This window comes from Chromobacterium sphagni, assembly GCF_001855575.1.
GTDB lineage: Bacteria > Pseudomonadota > Gammaproteobacteria > Burkholderiales > Chromobacteriaceae > Chromobacterium > Chromobacterium sphagni.
Genome location: NZ_MKCS01000002.1, coordinates 132,742 through 151,223, shown reverse-complemented (window position 1 = coordinate 151,223; position 18,482 = coordinate 132,742). Strand labels below are relative to the sequence as shown.

13 protein-coding genes are annotated in these 18,482 nt (G+C 63.3%); 7 read left to right on the top strand and 6 right to left on the bottom strand.

The window, feature by feature from the left end:
• Nucleotides 1-17: 17 nt before the first annotated feature.
• From BI347_RS16520 to phhA, 3 genes are all read right to left on the bottom strand, one after another.
• Nucleotides 18-1,193, bottom strand: coding sequence for a glycosyltransferase (locus tag BI347_RS16520; RefSeq protein ID WP_071116503.1), 1,176 nt, complete (start codon nt 1,191-1,193; stop codon nt 18-20).
• A gap of 85 nt (nt 1,194-1,278) precedes the next feature.
• A complete protein-coding gene (locus BI347_RS16515) occupies nt 1,279-2,805 on the bottom strand; it encodes a mannose-1-phosphate guanylyltransferase/mannose-6-phosphate isomerase (RefSeq protein WP_239690929.1) in 1,527 nt (508 codons plus the stop codon).
• A 362-nt stretch (nt 2,806-3,167) separates the two neighbouring features.
• Nucleotides 3,168-4,061, bottom strand: a complete 894-nt coding sequence (gene phhA, locus BI347_RS16510; RefSeq protein WP_071116502.1) for a phenylalanine 4-monooxygenase — start codon at nt 4,059-4,061, stop codon at nt 3,168-3,170.
• 130 nt (nt 4,062-4,191) lie between these two features.
• On the opposite strand from phhA, the gene BI347_RS16505 reads away from it, so the two are divergent.
• Both BI347_RS16505 and BI347_RS16500 read left to right on the top strand, forming a co-directional pair.
• Nucleotides 4,192-4,671: an Lrp/AsnC family transcriptional regulator gene (locus BI347_RS16505; protein WP_071114067.1), complete on the top strand. Its 480-nt coding sequence runs from the start codon at nt 4,192-4,194 to the stop codon at nt 4,669-4,671.
• A gap of 169 nt (nt 4,672-4,840) precedes the next feature.
• Nucleotides 4,841-5,404: a cysteine dioxygenase gene (locus BI347_RS16500; RefSeq protein ID WP_071116501.1), complete on the top strand. Its 564-nt coding sequence runs from the start codon at nt 4,841-4,843 to the stop codon at nt 5,402-5,404.
• Between the two features lie 65 nt (nt 5,405-5,469).
• On the opposite strand, the gene BI347_RS16495 is transcribed toward BI347_RS16500, so the two are convergent.
• Nucleotides 5,470-6,834, bottom strand: a complete 1,365-nt coding sequence (locus BI347_RS16495; protein WP_071116500.1) for an OmpP1/FadL family transporter — start codon at nt 6,832-6,834, stop codon at nt 5,470-5,472.
• A 280-nt stretch (nt 6,835-7,114) separates the two neighbouring features.
• Here BI347_RS16495 and BI347_RS16490 point away from each other — a divergent pair, with 280 nt between their 5' ends.
• The 5 genes from BI347_RS16490 (at nt 7,115) to BI347_RS16470 (ending at nt 15,716) form a co-directional block, all read left to right on the top strand.
• Nucleotides 7,115-7,672 (top strand): peptidylprolyl isomerase, encoded by a 558-nt coding sequence (locus BI347_RS16490; protein ID WP_071114071.1) that lies wholly within the window; start codon nt 7,115-7,117, stop codon nt 7,670-7,672.
• A 36-nt stretch (nt 7,673-7,708) separates the two neighbouring features.
• Complete coding sequence (locus BI347_RS16485; RefSeq protein ID WP_071114072.1) at nt 7,709-8,200, top strand: peptidylprolyl isomerase; 492 nt, start codon at nt 7,709-7,711, stop codon at nt 8,198-8,200.
• Between the two features lie 69 nt (nt 8,201-8,269).
• A complete protein-coding gene (locus BI347_RS16480) occupies nt 8,270-8,995 on the top strand; it encodes a UDP-2,3-diacylglucosamine diphosphatase (RefSeq protein WP_071114073.1) in 726 nt (241 codons plus the stop codon).
• A gap of 799 nt (nt 8,996-9,794) precedes the next feature.
• A complete protein-coding gene (locus tag BI347_RS16475) occupies nt 9,795-12,146 on the top strand; it encodes a TonB-dependent receptor (RefSeq protein WP_071116499.1) in 2,352 nt (783 codons plus the stop codon).
• Between the two features lie 213 nt (nt 12,147-12,359).
• A complete protein-coding gene (locus tag BI347_RS16470; RefSeq protein WP_083338994.1) occupies nt 12,360-15,716 on the top strand; it encodes a S41 family peptidase in 3,357 nt (1,118 codons plus the stop codon).
• Between the two features lie 324 nt (nt 15,717-16,040).
• Here BI347_RS16470 and tilS read toward each other — a convergent pair whose 3' ends face one another.
• Together tilS and BI347_RS16460 are read right to left on the bottom strand one after the other, a co-directional pair.
• Nucleotides 16,041-17,372, bottom strand: coding sequence for a tRNA lysidine(34) synthetase TilS (gene tilS / locus BI347_RS16465; RefSeq protein ID WP_239690928.1), 1,332 nt, complete (start codon nt 17,370-17,372; stop codon nt 16,041-16,043).
• A complete protein-coding gene (locus tag BI347_RS16460; RefSeq protein WP_071114076.1) occupies nt 17,362-18,327 on the bottom strand; it encodes an acetyl-CoA carboxylase carboxyltransferase subunit alpha in 966 nt (321 codons plus the stop codon). The genes tilS and BI347_RS16460 overlap by 11 nt, the downstream gene beginning before the upstream one ends.
• Between the last annotated feature and the right edge of the window lie 155 nt (nt 18,328-18,482).

The following is an 18,482-nucleotide window of genomic DNA, read 5'->3' as shown; positions in this document are numbered from 1 at the left end:
CCCGCCTGGCCAGAAGCTCATTCCGCCCTGCTGCGCCGCAACGGCTCGAACACCTGCCGGAACTGCTCGGCGATGCGCGGCCAGGCACGCTCCCGTCCCAGGTCCGCAGCCCGCTCTCCGCGTTCGGCCAGCAACTGCGGCTCATCCAGCAAACGCCCCAGTTCGCGCGCCAAGGCCTGGCAATCCCCCTGCGGATACACCGCGCCGTAGCCGCGCGACACCTCCTCGGCCTGGACGAAGGCATCCGAGCTGACCACGCTGCGCCCACAGGCGGCGGCCCAGGACAACACGCCGTGCCCCCCCCTGCGCCGACCCAGCCAAGCTGATTTCGGCGATGCGCGGCAAGGCAGCGCCAGCGCGTGATGCGACTGGACCAGCCTGGGAACCTGGCCTATCGGCACATTCAACCGCCATTCCAGCATCGACTCGCTCAGGCCCAACCGCCGGGCATGCTCCTTCAGCCGCTCCAGATCGCTGCCGGCGCGGCCAAGCACGGCCCCGCCCGCCAGGGTCAACTTCAGCTCCACAGGCAGCCTGGGCCGCGTTCTGCCTAGAATCGCCAGCGCGCGCAATAGATCCTCTATGCCTTTGCCGCGGGAGATAAAACCGAAATACAACAGCTTCAATGGGTGGACTGGCGGCAACGGCTCCGCCGGCAATGGCTGATTGCCATGCGCAATATGCAGCACCCGCCCCGACGGCAGCCGCATCTTTTGCGCCAGACACTGCGCCCCGCCAGCAGTCAGGGACACCAACCGTGACAATCTGGCAGCCAAGCTGCGCTCGCGCGCCAACAACAAAGGATCTGCCAGCAACGCGGCCATCAGGTACAGAGGGCGCGGCAAGCGTTCGGCCAGCGCCAGCGGCCCCGGCAAGCGCATCGGTCGCCACACCAGCCGCTCGGGATCGTGCGCGGTGGCGGTCAGCGGCAGATCGGGATGGTTCTCGGCCAGCCATTCCAGCGCCAGGAACTCGTTGCCGCCGCCCAGTTCGGCGTGCACCAAATCCACCGCTCCCCAATCCACTTTCTGCATTTGCCGGGCCAGCAGCAATGGATAGGGCGACAGCGTCTGGCCGCGCAGCGGAGTCGACACATCGACGCCGCCTACGCGCATCGCTTGGCTCCAGGCCTCGGCGTAATCGGCAATATCGTTTTGCTCCGGCGGCAGCGGCGCCAGCAGTGCAATGCGCATCAGAATGCCCTCGTCAAACTGGCGGGTTGCGCCAGGATACGGCTAGGAGTATACGGACCGCCCGTTGCCACCGGCGCCGCGCGCGTCATCCGGCCGGACCTCGGCCATAGTGGTCGTCGAAACGGACGATATCGTCCTCGCCAAGGTAATCGCCGCTCTGCACTTCTATCATCACCAGCTCGATCACGCCCGGATTGGCCAGACGATGCCTTTTCCCTGCAGGGATGAAGGTGGATTGATTAGTGTGAACCAGCTTCTCGTCCTCGCCGTTGATTACCAGAGCGGTGCCACTGACCACGATCCAGTGCTCGCTGCGATGGTGATGCAATTGCAACGACAATGAAGCCCCTGCTCTGACCACAATACGCTTGATCTTGTAATGCGGGCTGTCCTCCAGCACCGTGTACTGGCCCCAGGGACGTTGCGAGGTGCGATGCAACAAATAGGCCGGGTGGCCGCGTCGCTTTAACTCCGCAGCGATGTTTCTCACCTCCTGGCTGCGGGTGCGGTCGGCTACCAGCAACGCGTCCGGCGTATCGATCACCAACAGATTGTCCACTCCCAGCGTCGCCACCAGCCGACCGCAGCTTTGCACGAAAGAATTATGGGTATCGTGAAGCAGCGTCTCGCCGCAACTGGCATTGCCGTTTTCGTCTTGCGGGTATTCTTTGGCTAAGCTGTCCCAGCTGCCAATATCGCTCCATCCCAACTCACACGGCACCACCGCCACTTCGCTCGATCTTTCCATCACGGCATAATCAATGGAAATATCGGCACAGCGGCTGAAACTGTCCCGATCCAGTTCGCGCTGGCGACGACCGGCGCCAACCAGGTCCGGACTGACCTCCAGGCACGCGGCGACGCTGGCAAGCACATCCGGCGCATGCCTGGCCAGTTCAGCGCGCATGGTTTCAGCGGCAAAACAGAACATGCCGCTATTCCACAAGAAACGGCCATCGGCCAGATAGCTGGCGGCGGTGGCGGCATCCGGCTTTTCGATGAAGCGCGCCACCCGGCAACCCAGCTGGGAAACGGCCTCTCCCTGTTCGATATAGCCGAAACCTGTTTCCGGCCTGCTGGGTTTCAAGCCAAAGGTGACAAGACGGCCTTGCTCAGCCAACGCTTGGGCGCGGGCCACCGCCTCGGCAAAAGCCACCTCGTCCTCCAGCAGATGATCAGCTGGCAACACCAACAACATCACGCGGCGTCCATCGCCACGCGACAGCACATCCAAGACAGCGGCGGCGATGGCGGGAGCGGTATTTCGGCCCACCGGCTCCAACAACATTTCCAGATCCAGGCCCCGTTCATTGACCTCCCCGTACTCCGCCAAGGTATGGAACATCACTTGCTGGCTGGTGATCACCATCATCCGCCGAACGCCAGGCAGCCGTGCCGCGCGCAGAAAAGTCTTTTGCAGCAAGCTCTGCTTGTCGGCCATCCGGATGAAAGGCTTGGGAAGCTCCTGACGCGAAACCGGCCATAAACGGGTACCGGCTCCGCCGGATATGATGCAGGGAATCAGCTCTGTCGTTTGCATGTTCGCCATCTCGATAGGTCGCCCGGTTCCCCGTTGAGCATCGCGCGCAGCACGATGCATCTGTCGAACCACGCTGGCCAGTTTCCTCTATGCGCTCCAGGTCAGACCCGACCCGTTATCATAACTAGTGTATAGGCTTCGCTTGATCACCGTTGATCTGAACATCCCGCCTGAATCAGCTACGCGCGTCATGGCGAATGCAGACATAAACACATGAACAGACGGGCCGGCATCCATGCAGCAAACAGAATGTGCATGCAGTGATCAAGCGGCCGCAGTCCGTCCATAGGCTCCTGCCATGCGGGAGTTAGCAGGTTTAAGGGGATGGTGTATCCGCGTTTCTGAATTATTTCTTGTTTCTATGGCTGTAGCCCAGCCAGCAAACATGAAAAAAGCCCGCGCAATGCAGGCCCGGCCATCTGCAGGAAAGCCGTCTAGACGTCGTCGCTGTCGGCCCAACCTTGCCGGTCGCCGCGATTGACCACCTTGTCGTCTGGAGCGATATCGCCGGCGCCCCACGGCTGCGCGTCCGCCAACTGCTGGTAAAGCGGCGTGAAGTCGGGCGCGGTGGCGTCGAATAATTGCTTGAAGCTGTCGATGACGAAATAGGTTTTCTGGAAGGTGTCTATCCGGTAGCGGGTATTCATGATGCGCAACAGATCGAAACCCACCCGGTTGGGGCTGGCGCTGTCAAGGCAATAGATCGACTCCGACTTGCTGGACAGGATGCCGGCGCCGTAGATGCGCGTGCCCTGCGGCGTATCGATCAGGCCGAACTCCACCGTGTACCAGTACAGGCGCGCCAGCATCGGCAACGCGCCCAGGCTCTTGGCCTTCATGCCGCCCTTGCCGTAGGCCTCCAGATAGTCGGCGAACACCGGGTTGATCAGTAGCGGCACATGGCCGAACAGGTCGTGGAACACGTCCGGCTCCTGCAGGTAATCCAGCTGGTGCGGCTCCCGCAGCCACCAGGTGACGGGGAAGCGGCGGTTAGCCAGGTGCTCGAAGAACACGTCGTCGGGAATCAGCCCCGGCACCGCGACAATCTTCCAGCCGGTGGCGGCCATCAGCTGCCGGTTGAGCTTGTCGAAGTTCGGCACCCTATCGGCGTCCACGCCCAATTGCTCCAGACCCTGCAGGAACTCGTCGCAGGCGCGGCCCGGCAACAGCGCGCACTGGCGCTGGTAAAGCGTGGCCCAGGTGTCGTGGTCTTCCGCGCTGTAACGATCCAGCGGCTGCGGCAGCGTGTAATCGCTGGCGTCGTGACTCAGCCCCACATTCTTGCGGGTGGTGATGTCGGGCACGACAAAGTCGGCGCGGTCGTTCATTGCGGGGCTCCTGGAACTGTGGGTTATTTACTCTAGTTTAGCCCCTTGAACATGCGGGAAGACCGCATTATTTGCCTAAATTCCATAAATTTTGCATACTTGCCGCATTAAATGTCATATAGTGCAAATTATGCGCAAAATAGAGCTAGACCGCTTCGACCTGCAGATCCTGCAGCAACTGCAACAGGATGCCCGCGCCACCCACCAGAAGCTGGCGCAGGAAATACCCCTGTCCGCTTCGCAGATCGGCCGCCGCATCCAGCGCATGGAGCAAAGCGGCATCATCCAGGGTTATCAAGTGGCGCTGGATCCGGAGCAGGTGGGCCTCTCCGTGATGGCTTTCGCCAATGTCAGCCTGGAGCGGCATAACGAAAGCGCGCTGCTGGACTTCGCCCAATCCATCCACGCTTTGCCGGAAGTGCTGGAATGCTACGCCGCCGCCGGCGAAGCCGACTACCTGCTGCGTATCGTGGTGCCGGACCTGCCCTCGCTGTCCACCTTCGTGATGAACAAGCTGATGCAGTTGTCGCTGGTGCGCAGCGTGAAATCCACCATCGTGCTCAACGCCATCAAACAGACGATGAAACTGCCGCTGTCATCCTTGCCCTGACATTTCTGCCATCCACTTTCCACGCCGCAGCGGCTATACCGCAACCGTGCCGCCAGCTGAATTCGCTGATAAGCACATCAAGCCGTCCCCAGCGATATTCCATCAAGCTGTCGAGACGAGACATCGCCGCAATGCGCCAACCTCACGCCCGGACCGGAAGGAGAAGCCGATGGAAGCGCCCAGCCCGCCATTGTCGCCGGATGACATGAGCGCCGGCCTGCTGTCATGCCTGAGCCTGCTGGAGCAATGCCGCGCCAGTCTCGGCCTGGAGGAAATCCGCCTCTTCCATCATGCGTTGCGGCTCTCCCGCGCCGACCTCGCGCCGTTCTGGCGCTTCGGCGACCGCCAGTATCGCCGCAACCGCATTTACGCCAACGATTTCTGCGAACTATTGTTGCTGTGCTGGCGCAGCGGCCAGCGCAGCCAGATCCACAACCACCGGGGCAGCCTGTGTGGCGTGCGGGTATTGCAGGGCGTCGCCGTCGAAACCGTATTCGAGCAAACGCCGTCCGGCTTGGTGGCCTCGCGCGAAACCCGCGAGCTGGCTGCCGGCAGCCTGGTGGTCAACGGTCATCTCGACATCCACCAGGTGGCCAACCAGCAGCCGGACGGCGAAGATCTGGTCACCCTGCACCTGTACTCGCCGCCGTTGCGGCGGATGGAGTTGTTCGGACTGGAACCGCAGCAACACAGGCTGAGGCATGGCGACGATTGCCTGGAATACCAGATATAAGCTCTCGCGGAACGCAAAAAAGGCACGGCGCAATGCCGTGCCTGTTTTCATTTCGCATCAAGCGATCAGAAGCGGTATCGCATCTGCATGCCCAGCAGATGGCCGGTGATGGAGCCGTATTGGCCCTGCAGATGGCTCTGGGTGCCGAACGGGCTCTTGGAGACGTTGTCGATCTTCCTGTCGCCCACCGCGCGCAGGTAGGCGTAGCTGATGTCCACCGTAGCCTGCTTGCTGATCTTATAGCCGGCGCCCAGGCTCAGCCAGATGCGGTCGGCGTCCGGGATCAGCGGATTGCGGTGCTGGGCGTTGGCCACCGGAGTGGTTTCATAACCCAGGCCGCTGCGCAGCGTCAACGCGTCGCTGTAGAAGTAGTCGCCGCCCACCGAGAACATCCAGCTGTTCTTCCAGTGGTTGTCGATGGTGGTGGTGGTATCGACCGATCGGCCGCCAAGTCCGGGCACGATCGCCGGATAAGTGAAAGTCGGACTACCCTTGATCACCAACTGGTCGAAACGGCTCCAGCGCGTCCAGCGCGCGGTGGCGCCAACCGCAAACTTGCTATTCAACTTGCTGTAGCCGCTCAGCAGCAGCGACTCAGGGGTGCTGACGTCCGCCGAACCGGCGTAGGTGCCGTCCAGTTGCGCCAGCAACGGACTATTGTTGGCAAAACCATTGTTGGTGTAGTCGCCCTTGGCATGGTGGTCGATCTTGGAACGGTAGGACAGGCCGACGCGGGTGTCGGCGCTATAGCTGTACATCACGCCCAGATCGTAGCCGAAGCCCCAGCTGTCGGCCTTGATCTCGCCGGTGGCGCCGGGCAGATAAGCGCCCTTTTTCAGATGGGCCTTGGCGTACTGGGCGGAAACGCCGGCGCCGAAGCTCCAATGCTCGTCAAACTTGTAGGCCAGCGAAGGATTGATGTCCAACGTCATGATGGAGCTGGAGATGCCGCTGTCGCGCCCCCCCCAGCTGTCGCTGTAACGCGCGCCCAGGCCGAACGGCGTGGTCAAGCCCACCCCGGCGTACAGCTTGTCGCTGATCTGGTGGGTAAAGTAGGCGTTGGGGATGGCCACGCCCGGAGCGCGGCCATTGTCCGAGGCATCCGCCGTATGCACACTCATCACCTGTTTGGTGATCGGGTTGACACTGGTGGTGGCATTGCTGCCGCTGAACGGCGCATCGACTTCGGCGTAGGTCAAACCGCCTTGCACGCGGCTGCCTTGCAGCAGAGTCATGCCGGCCGGGTTGTAGAACACCGCCGACAGGTCGTCGCCGGCCATGCCGGCGCCGGCGTGGGCGCGGCCCATGCCGGCCACGCTCTGTTCAGTCAACTGGAAACCGGCTGCATGAGCGGCGGGGGATGCGGCGCACAAACTGGCGATGACCAAGGAAAGCAGACGCGGCGAGCGGTGCGAGACAGCAGATTGCATTATGGTTATGTTCCTGACGTGTTCTTCATTACGCCGCATGGCCGTCAAGGGGCCGGCCCGGGCTTATCGCGGAAGCAAGCATGATAAGTAGATAGCGCTTGCATCTTTTTTAGGGCGTGGAGTCTAAACTCGAATCCCAGCCGCCGCAAGAGAAAAACACATCTTCCTGAACTTATATTAACGTCCGCCGGTCCGCTCCCGGCGCAAGCGGGCTGGCAATCCCCATCTCCGGCTGTGTTAGAATCACAGCCCCAACTTCCACGTCGGCAACCGTTCAATCATGAAGAAACTGATCTGCAGCCTGGCTCTGGCCGCTCTGCCCGCGCTGGCCTTCGCCGCCCCGGTGGTCGAAATGGTCACCAACAAGGGCAATATCGAAATCACGCTGGACTCGGCCAAGGCGCCGAAGACCGTGGCGAATTTCGTTGCCTACGCCAAAGCCGGCCACTATAACGGCACGGTATTCCACCGCGTGATCGACGGCTTCATGATCCAAGGCGGCGGCTTCGACGCCAAGCTGAACCAGAAACCGACGCGCGCGCCCATCGTCAACGAGGCGAGCAACGGCCTGAAGAACGATATGGGCACCATCGCGATGGCCCGCACCAATGATCCGAACTCCGCCACCGCGCAGTTCTTCATCAATCTGGTCAACAACGACTCGCTCAATTACAAGTCGCCCAGCCCGCAAGGCGCCGGCTACGCCGTGTTCGGCAAGGTGAGCAAGGGGATGGATGTGGTGAACCGCATCTCCAAGACCCGCACCGGCAATATGAACGGCATGGATGACGTTCCGTTCGAACCCATCGTCATCCAAAAAGTCACCATCAAACCCTAAGGCCGCGCAGCCGGCCTCAGCGAAAAGGAAAGCATCATGATCAAATTGACGACCAACTTCGGCGAAATCACACTGGAACTGTTCCACGAGAAGGCTCCGCAAACCGCCGCCAACTTCGAGCAATACGTGAAGAGCGGCCACTACGACGGCACCATCTTCCACCGCGTGATCAACGGCTTCATGATCCAGGGCGGCGGTTTTGACGCCGATATGAAGCAGAAGCCGACCCTAGATCCGATCCAGAACGAAGCCAACAACGGCCTGTCCAACAAGACCTACACCGTGGCGATGGCCCGCACCTCGGACCCGCACTCCGCCTCGGCGCAGTTCTTCATCAACGTGTCTGACAACGACTTCCTCGACTTCAAGTCGGAAAGCTCGCAGGGCTGGGGCTACGCGGTGTTCGGCCAGGTCGTGGCCGGCCAGGACATCGTCGACCGCATCAGGACCGTGCGCACCGGCCGCAGCGGCATGCATCAGGACGTGCCGGTAGAACCGGTGGTGCTGGAAAAGGCGGAAATCGTCTAAACCGCCAAGCGTCAGAAACCAGCCGGGGCCAAGCCCCGGCTTTTCATTGCCTCACACTGATCCGCAACCATGGCCATCCACTTCATCTCCGACCTGCACCTCGCCGACGACACCCCCGCGCTCAACCAGCTGTTCCTGGACACGCTGGCCGAATGGCAGGGCCGGATAGACGCGCTCTACATTCTGGGCGACCTGTTCGAATACTGGGTGGGCGACGACGACGACTCCGCCTATCTCGACGCGCCGCTGGCGGCGATGCGCGGGTTCGCCCGCCACACCCCGCTCTATGTGATGCACGGCAACCGCGACTTCCTGATGGGAGAAGGCTTCGAGCGGCGCAGCGGCGCGAAGCTGCTGGCCGATCCGACCATGCTGGAAGCTCATGGTCTGCGCATCCTGCTGAGCCACGGCGACGCGCTGTGCGCTGACGACGCCGCCTACCAGCAATTCCGCGCCGTCAGCCGCCAGCCGCAATGGCAGCAGGCGATGCTGGCCCGCCCGTTGGCCGAGCGCCACGCCATCGCCCGCCACGCCCGCGCGCAAAGCGAAATGAACAAGCAGGAAACCGGCCTCTCCGCCATTTCCGATGTCACCGAAGCCGCGGTGCAGACGCTGCTGGCCGCGCATGACTGGCCCACGCTGATCCACGGCCACACTCACCGTCCAGCGCATCACCGGCACCTGGCGGAAGACCGCGGCGCCAGCCGCTGGGTGATCCAGGATTGGCACGGCGAGCATGGCGGCTACCTGCGGTTGGACGAAGCCGGCGTCAGCGCCTTGCAACTGGGCCGCTGAGCCTGCTTGGCCGACAAGCCACCGGCCCGGCTACAGACTCAGACCCCAGCAAAGCTCCCACGCTTGGCCAGCGCCATCCAGCATGACGCTGGCCTTCAAGCGCGCGGCCCTCAGGACCAACGGCAACCGACACGCGCCAAGCTCTGCATTCAACATCCGGCCCTCCGCCGCCCCCTCCCCAGGCCTTCGCCTCGACTACTGTCCATACAGAAACAGACGACATTGCCACACCTTGCCGGAGCGGCTGCGGCTCCCGATCCCGGCGCCTTCCGCAGCGGCCCTCGCTTTTCAAATCCATCGAAAAATCCAACTGAATAAAATTTAAATGCCTGATGGATATAAAAATTTCTGCATCGCAGCATTTCCATGAAATTGTTAAATCGCGGAAAACCGTTCACACACAAACCTGAAATCACGGCAAATCTCAATTCAAAGACATATTTATTTATTATTTTTGCAATGCTCATTTCTTGAAAATGAAATGACATTCAACTAGATTTGCGGCTTCCGAAATTATTTTCAAGACAAAATATGTTCATCCAGCCAGAACCGCAACTTCCTGGATTCGCATCGGCAGGCGTGCGCCGCGCGCCCGCACCTCCCCTGTCCGCACAGACCCGCGCCACACCGCCCGACATGCCTGCATGCCCCGCCGGCGTTGGCGATCCAGCCGCCAAACCGCCGATTTTCGCTTAGGCGAACCAAGCCGCCACGCCTGGAGCGCAAGGCTGACAGAGCGGCCGCCCCATGAACGACAAAAGCATTAAACGACGTTTCTGGCTCACAATAGGAAAATAGAATGAAACACCAGAATTATTATCTGCGTCCGGTGGCGCTCGCAGTCCTGGCCGCGCTAGGCAGCCAGGCCGCCCTGGCCGACAGCACCCAGCTGGAAACCGTCACCATCACCGGTGCCGGCGACAAACTGGGCGTCGGCATGCTGCAACAGCAGGAAGGCGTGCGCGCCCGCAGCGACGTCAGCAAGGCCGCGCTGGAAAAGCAAAGCCCGACATCCAACATCTACCAGGGCATCAATATGCTGCCCGGCGTCAACGCCTCCAGCCAGGACGCCTCCGGCCTGTTCGGCGGCGCGCTGACGATACGCGGCTTCAACTCCGACCAATTGGGCATCACCATCAACGGCGTGCCGGTCAACGACTCCGGCAGCTACGCCGTCTACCCGCAGGAATTCATCGACAATGAAAACCTGTGTCAGGCCTTCGTCACCCAGGGTTCCAGCGACACCGACTCGCCGCACATCGGCGCCAGCGGCGGCAACCTCGGCTTCGTCACCTGCGATCCAGAAAAGACCCGCCGCTTCCGCATCTCCCAGACCATGGGAGGCAACCATCTGCACCGCACCTATCTGCGCGGCGACACCGGCCTGTTCGACGACGACAAGGCGCGCGCCTTCATCAGCTATTCTCATACCGAGTCCGACAAGTGGAAGGGGGCGGGCGAAGTCAGGCGCGATCACATCGACACCGGCTTCCGCTACGACTTCAATTCCGGCAGCTACATCAACGCCTCCATCCTTTACAACCGCCAGGTCGCCAACGCCATCTACAGCCCCACCCTGACCGAGCTGCAAAAGAACGGCTACAACTACGACTATTCGTCCCGCTTCACCCCGGGCCACCTGCCGCCAAAATACGGCACCGCCCAGATCGAGACCGGCCCCAGCCCGGCCTACTACCAGCTGGCGATGAGCCCGTTCCAGAACGTGATCGCCAAGGTAGACGCGGTGCTCAAGCTGGGGCCGGACACCCGGGTCAAGATCGAGCCCTATTACTGGTACGGCTACGGCACCGGCGGCAGCCAGCAACAGCTGCAGTCGGAAAGCGGCTTCCTCAACCGCGCCACCCATAGCGACACCGCCGCCAAAGACCTGAACGGCGACGGCGACACGCTGGACAAGATTCTGATCGCCTCCAGCTCCGTCACCCGCACCCGCCGCCCCGGCGTGACCGTCACCATGGAGCAAAGCCTGGGCAACCACCTGCTGCAGGCCGGCCTGTGGTACGAGCGCGCCGAGCACGTCCAGACCAGCCCCGGCGTGCCGGTCAACAACGACGGCACTTCCAGCAGCGTCTGGCTGAACTCCAACTACATCACCCGGCCGGACGGTAGCCTGTACCAATACCGCGACTGGGACACCATCAGCACCGCCACCCAGCTGTTCGCGATGGGTACCTTCAACTTCCTGGACGACAAGCTGGGCATCACCGCCGGCGTGCGCACGCCGTCGATCAAGCGCGACTTCACCAATCACGCCAACGAAGGCTGCGGCGCAACCGCCAATTGTCCCGCCGCCTATGACTACAACATTTCCCGCACCTACCACGAAACCCTGCCCAGCATCGGCGCGCGCTACTACCTGACGCCCAAGCAGCAGGTATTCGTCAACGTCACCAAGAACTACCGCGCGCCGCCCAACTACGTGTACAGCAGCACCAACGGCAATGTGCAGGTGGTGAACGGCCAGGTGCAGCTGGTGAGCGATATCGTGCCGGAAACCGCGATCAACACCGATCTGGGCTACCGCCTGCAGTCGGACTACGTGACGCTGAGCGGCTCGCTGTTCAATGTCGACTACAGCAATCGCCAGGCCAACACCTATGACCCGGTGACCCTGAAATCGGTCAACGCCAACGCCGGCAGCGTCCACACCTGGGGCGCCGAATTGGAGCTGGGCACAGTTCCGGTCAAGGGCTGGAGCGCCTACGCCTCGTTCACCACCAACCACAGCGAAATGAAGAACAACATCAACTGGCAGAAGGACAGCGTGCTGGCCACCCAGGGCAAGGACTTCCCGATGACTCCGCAATGGATGGCGGCGCTGTCGCTGCAGTACTCGCCGGGCGCCTGGTATGTCCGCTCCGACGTCAAGCACACCGGCAAGCAGTACGCCACCCTGGTCAATGACGAGGCGGTGCCGGAATACACGCTGGTGGACCTGGATGCCGGCTATCGCTTCGGCAATACCTCCATCTTCAAGAACCCGACGCTGAAGCTGAACGTCGGCAACATCTTCAACACCAGCTACCGCATTCCAGCCGGCATGAAGGCCAACTCCACGGATGGCGGCGGCGTCCGCTACTACCTGGGCGCGCCGCGCAGCGTGGCGGTCTCGCTGTCGGTGGATCTGTAAACGCGCAACCGCCGGGGCTTGCCCCGGCGGCAATGGGGGGGGGCGAAGCCCCCCCATCCCGCCTGGCTAGCGGTCAGGCTGCCTTGCGTCGGCCCATCCCATTCCTCTCCCCTCGCCCGACAACCTCAACCCCATTGTCATTATCAGGACTTTCCCGCATCATCGCCGTCTACCGTTTCTCATGGTTTGGAGAGTCCTTTGCCAAGTCGTTCCATGTCACGCCTTGCCCTGCGCCCCGCCATTCTGGCGCTGGGACTGGCTTTCGCCGCCCCAGCCATGGCTGCCCTCCCCGCCGGTCCGCTGGCGGTGGACAGCCAGGGACTGGGTTATTACCGCCAGGCCGCCGCCGGCCCCGACGGCATCGTCTTTGTCGCCGAGGGCGATTTGTGGAGCGTGCCGTACAGCGGCGGCGCGGCCCGGCGCCTGACCAGCAGTCCGGCGGACGCCGCCAATCCGGCCATTTCCGCCGACGGACGCTGGCTGGCCTTTGTCGGCCGCTACGACGGCGCGCCGGAAGTCTATGTCATGCCGGCCCAGGGCGGCGCCACCCGGCGGCTGACTGTGGACGGCGACCGCGGCATCAGGGTGGAAGGCTGGAGCCGCGACGGCAGGGTGCTGGTCTCCAGCAGCCGCTACAGCGGCAAGCCGGACACCCGCCTGTACCTGATCCATCCGGACAGCGGCGAGCGCGCGCCCTTGCCGCTGGCCGAAGCCGCCGAAGCCTGCCTGAGCGATCAAAACCTGCCCATTCTGTTCGCCCGCGAACCTCAGCCGACCGACAATGTCATCGGCTACGTCGGCGGCCAACGCCAGCAACTGTGGAGCTGGCAGCCAGGACATGAGGCGAAGCCGGCTTTCCCGGACCACCCCGGCACCAGCCGCCAGCCGTTGTGCGACGGCGATCAGGCCTATTTCATCAGCGACAAAGGCGGCCGGCTCAATCTGTGGCAGGCCCGGCTGGGCGCCGACGGCGTACTGGCGGACAGCCGGCCGCTCACCCGCTATCAGGATTTTGAAGTGCGCGGCGCCAGCCTGGCGCGCACCGCCGCCGGCAGCCGCATCGTCTTCACCCGCGCCGGCCAGCTTCACGTGCTCGATCCGCGCACCGGCCTGGACCAGACCCTTTCCATCCAGTTGAATTTCGATTTCGACCAGTTGCGCGCCAGGATGATCAGCAATCCGGTCAACTACCTGTCGGCGCTGGCGCTGTCGCCGAACGGCGACCGCGTGGCGGTGCAGGCGCGCGGCTACGTCTCCATCTTCCCAGTGGGCTCAGGCCGCCGCGTCGACGTGCTGATCGACAGTAGCCAGCGCGCGCGCGAACTGAGCTTCAGCGCCGACGGCAAATCGCTGCTGCTGGCCAGCGACAAGGACGGCGAACAGGAATTCTGGCGCGTCGCCGCCCGCGGCGGCGACGCCGCGCAACAGTTGACCCGCGGCAGCGACTCGCCGATATACCAGCCCACCCCCTCGCCCGACGGCCGCAAGCTGGCCTATGCCGACGGCCGCCGGCGCCTGTGGCTGCTAAATCTGGATAGCCGGGAAAAGGAGCTGATCCGCCAGCTGGAGCAAGGCGATCTTGGCGATTTCAGCTGGTCGCCGGACAGCCGCTTCCTGGTATACCGGGCCGATGCCGCCAACGAATTCAGCCAGCTGTGGCTGTACGACGGCCAGCAAGGACGCGAGCAGCCGCTGTCAAGCGACCGCTACCACGCCCGCAGCGCGGTATTTGCGCCGGACGGCAAGACGCTGTATTTCCTCAGCGACCGCAATCTGGACTCCCAGGTTTCCAGCCCCTGGGGCCAGCGCGATCCGGGACCCTATTTCAACAAGCAGACCAAAATCTACGGCCTGATGCTGGACGCGGCCAGCCGCTGGCCGTTCCAGCCCAAGGATGAACTGGCCGGCAAGGGCGACGGCGACGCTGGCGAGAAAGACCGGGACGAAGCCAAGGGAAAATCCGATGCCGCCAAGCCGGTGAAAATAGATGCCGGAGTCAGCCAGCGGCTGTACGAAGTGCCGCTGGAGCCAGGCAATTACGACAACCTGCAGGCGGACGCCAAACGGCTGTACTTCACCCGCAGCGACACCCCGGAAGCCGAACTCAAACAACTGTTGAGCCTGGCCATAGAAGCGCCGAACCCGACTCCGCCCAAACCGGAAACCTTCAGCGAAGGCATCAAGGAGTTCCGCCTGTCCACCGACCGCAAGCAGCTGCTGCTGGTGAAAGAAGTCAACAAGCAAGCCAGCCTGCTGGTGGTGCCGGCCGCGGCCCAGGCGCCCAAGGAGCTGGACAAGTACACGGTGAACCTGCGCGCATGGTCGCTGCCGCTGGACCCGCGCGCCGAATGGCGTCAGATCTTCAACGACACCTGGCGCATGCACCGCGACAAGGTGCATACCGCCACCATCCAGGCGGTGGACTGGCAAACCGCGCGCCGCCGCTTCGAACCGCTGCTGGACAAGGTGACCAACCGGCAGGAACTGAACGACGTCATCGCCCAGATGATCGCTCAGGTCGGCATCCAGCATAGCCAAGTCGGCATCCGCGACGCCGCCCCCGCCAACAGCGATGTGGATGTCGGCCAATTGGCCGCCGACTTCAGGCGCGCGCCCGGCGGCCTGCGGGTGGGCGCCATCTGGAACGGCGACCCCGAGCTGCTGGAAGAACGCTCGCCGCTGGCGCAACCCGAAGCCGGCATCCGCGTCGGCGACGTCATCCGCGAGATCAACGGCCAGCCGCTGCAGAGCGAATACGCGCTCGCCAGCGCGCTGCGCGGCCAGGTCGGCAAACAGGTGCTGCTCAAGGTCCAGCGGGCGGAGAACACGCCGCGCGACGTCATCGTGCGACCGGTCAACCTGGGCCGCGACCGCGAGCTGCGCTACCTGGGCTGGGAGAACCAGCGCAAGCTGCGGGTGGAGCGGGAGTCGGGCGGCCGCATCGGCTACCTGCACCTGCAGGCGATGGGCAAGGAGGACGCCGCGCGCTGGGCGCGCGAATACTATCCGGTATTCGAGCGCGAAGGCCTGATCCTCGATCTGCGCCACAACAACGGCGGCAATATCGACCAATGGCTATTGGAAAAACTGCTGCGCCGCGTCTGGGTGTGGTGGCAGGACGGCAATCAAACCATCGCCAGCCCGAATCCGCCGCACGCCTTCCGCGGCAAGGTGGTGGCCTTGATAGACGGCGACACCTATTCCGACGGCGAAACCTTCTCCCTGGGGCTGCAGCGCCTGGGCATCGCCACCCTGATAGGAAAACGCACCGCCGGCGCCGGCATGTGGCTGAGCGACAACAACTTGAGCCGCGACAAGGGCATCGCCCGCGCCGCCAGCTCGCCGCAATTCGTGGTGAATGCCGATGGCAGCCGGCGCTGGGTGGTGGAGGGCCGCGGCGTGACGCCGGACATCGAAGTGGATAACCCGCCCTGGGCCAGCTTCCAGGGACAAGACGCCCAACTGGAGGCCGCCATCCGCTACCTGAAGCAAGGCCTGCCGGCGCAGCCGGCCAGCAAACCGCAAGCCCCTGACGGCGGCGCGCAAGGCTCGCATTACCAGGGTTTCTGACACCCGCCCGGCGCGCCGGCCCGCGGCTGGCGCGCTGCCCTTCCCCCACTCCAGACATATGGCGCCGGAGAGCAAACCATGGCCGGCCCAAAACCATAGCGCACATCGGAACAACGCCCGGCGCAGAAACAAGACCGGCAGGCGCCATATTCGGCGTCCTCGACTGGGCGGCGCGGATGGCAGGCCCGATGACCGCCGCGCCAAGCTCAGCGCATCCCGCGCCTGCGGCGGCAAGGCATCGGCGGCCCGATCTTCAATGGAATCGCCAATCGCCATCCAGCTCTGCCGGCTGGTTTGAATAAATCAAAATAAGCGCGCAGCGCTTCAACGGCTGCGGCCGGACCGGGCCGGCGTCCACTGCGGCCACCAGCCCGGTCCGGCGGAATGGGCGAAAGCAACCGCGATGCCCGGCAGCGCCAACAGCTGCCCGTCGGCGCCATACAGCAAGGGCCAGCGCTGGCGCAGCAGAGGAGGCAAGCCGGCCTCGCGCAGCAAGTCCTTCACTTCGCGGCGGCCCGTCCTGGCGGACAACTTCTCCCCGCCCTGACGCAAGCCAAGCCGCAAACCGGCGGCCAGCAAATCATCCGGCAGACCATGCTCGCGCCACTCCCAGCTCAGCTCGCCGCCCCATCGCGGCAACACGAGAGCGGGTCCGCCGCGGCAATCCGGCAACACTTCTGACGCTTGATCGAGCTGGACTTTAGGCCAGGCCTGCAGGGTATCGGCAAAACGCAACACATGGCCGGAGGGCAACGCCAGCTGCGGACAACTGGCAGCCGCGGCCTGTTGCGCCTGCCGCAGAAATTCCTGCAGCGCTCCCGGCTCCGGCGCGGCCCAGCCCAACTCTTGCAGCCATGCCAGCAGCAGCTGCCGCTGGCGCGGGGCCGACAAAGCAGCCACCGCCAGAAAGTCCAGGCCTGCGGCCACGCGGCAGGCCTGCAGATCCACCAAAGCCACTTCCTGCAAGATGGCGGCCGCATCCGCCTGCAAAGCGGCGGCGCGCGCCAGATGCTGCCGGTAATCGGGAATGCCCTGCGCTATCCGCGGCAGGATGTCCCGCCGCAGCAGATTGCGGCGGTAGCGGGTGTCCTGATTGCTTTCGTCCTCTACCCAGCTCAGGCCCTGCCGCCGGACATACTGTTCCAGTTGGAGGCGGGTCAGGCCCAGCAAGGGCCGCCACAGCAGCTTGCCATCGGCCAGTGGGCGCAACGCCGGCATCGCCGCCAGCGCCCTCACCCCGCCGCCCCGCAGCAGTTGCAGCAACACGGTTTCCGCCTGATCGTCCAGATGATGGGCCAGCGCCACCACTTCGGCGGCCGACTCCCGGTACACCGCGTAACGCGCCTCGCGCGCCACCGCTTCCAGGCTGTCGCCGCCGGCCAGCTGCAACGCCACGCGCTCGACGCGCAACGGCACTTGCAGGGCCCCGCACAATCGCCGGCAATGCTCCGCCCAGGCATCGGCGTTCGGACTCAAGCCATGATGGACATGCACCGCGGACAGCCGCAATTGCGGCCGCTGTTCGCGGATGCGGCACAGCAGCGACAATAGCGCCACCGAGTCCAAACCGCCGGAAAGGCCCACCTCAAACGCACATTGGCCGGACAATTCGTCCGGCCAATGCTTGATGAGGCGCCCGATCAGATCAGGCTGCATCTTCCTTGTAGCGGCCATAGCTCATCAGCCGGTCGAAGCGCTGCTTCAGCAGCTCGTCCAGCGGCTTGGACTGAACTTCCTTCAATTCTTCCTGCAGCACGCGCTTCATGGTGGTCATCATCTGCGCGTGCTCGCGGTGGGCGCCGCCCACCGGTTCGTTGACCACCCGGTCGATCAGGCCCAGCGTCTTCAGACGCGGCGCGGTGATGCCCAGCGCCTCGGCCGCCTCGGACGCGCGCTCGGCAGTCTTCCACAAAATGGAGGCGCATCCCTCCGGCGAAATCACCGAATATGTAGCGTATTGCAGCATATTGACCTGATCGCCGACAGCGATCGCCAACGCGCCGCCGGAACCGCCCTCGCCGATCACGGTAACGATGATGGGCACGCGCAGGCGGGTCATCTCGTACAGATTTCGGCCAATGGCTTCCGACTGGCCGCGCTCTTCCGCGCCGATGCCGGGCCACGCGCCGGTGGTGTCGACGAAAGTCATCACCGGAATGCCGAACTTCTCCGCCAGCTTCATCAGGCGCAATGCCTTGCGATAGCCTTCCGGGTGCGGCATGCCGAAATTTCGGCGAATTTTTTCCTTGGTATCGCGGCCCTTCTGCTGGCCTATCACCATGACGGACTGGCCATTGAAGCGGGCCAGTCCGCCCACGATGGCGGCATCGTCAGCAAAGGCGCGATCGCCGTGCAGTTCTTCAAAATCGGTAAAAATGGCCTGGATATAGTCCAGGGTATAAGGACGCTGCGGGTGGCGGGCCACCATCGCGATCTGCGACGGGGTCAGCTTGGCGTACAGCGCCTTGGTAAGCTCCATGCTCTTCTTCTGCAGGCGAGCGATTTCCTCGGAAATGTCCAGCACCGAGTCGTCTTGAACAAAACGCAGTTCTTCTATTTTGTTCTCAAGCTCGGCGATCGGCTGCTCAAAATCGAGAAAGGTCGGCTTCATTCTTCACATCATCCGGTCAAACCTAATCGCGGCATGATACATGAGGCGCAAAGTCGCCGTCACCCGTTACACCGGCAAAACGGCAGAAAATTGGAGCAATTATTCAAAATGGGCCGGTTTTGGAAAAAAACCCAGCCAAGACACTTGCGCGAGCT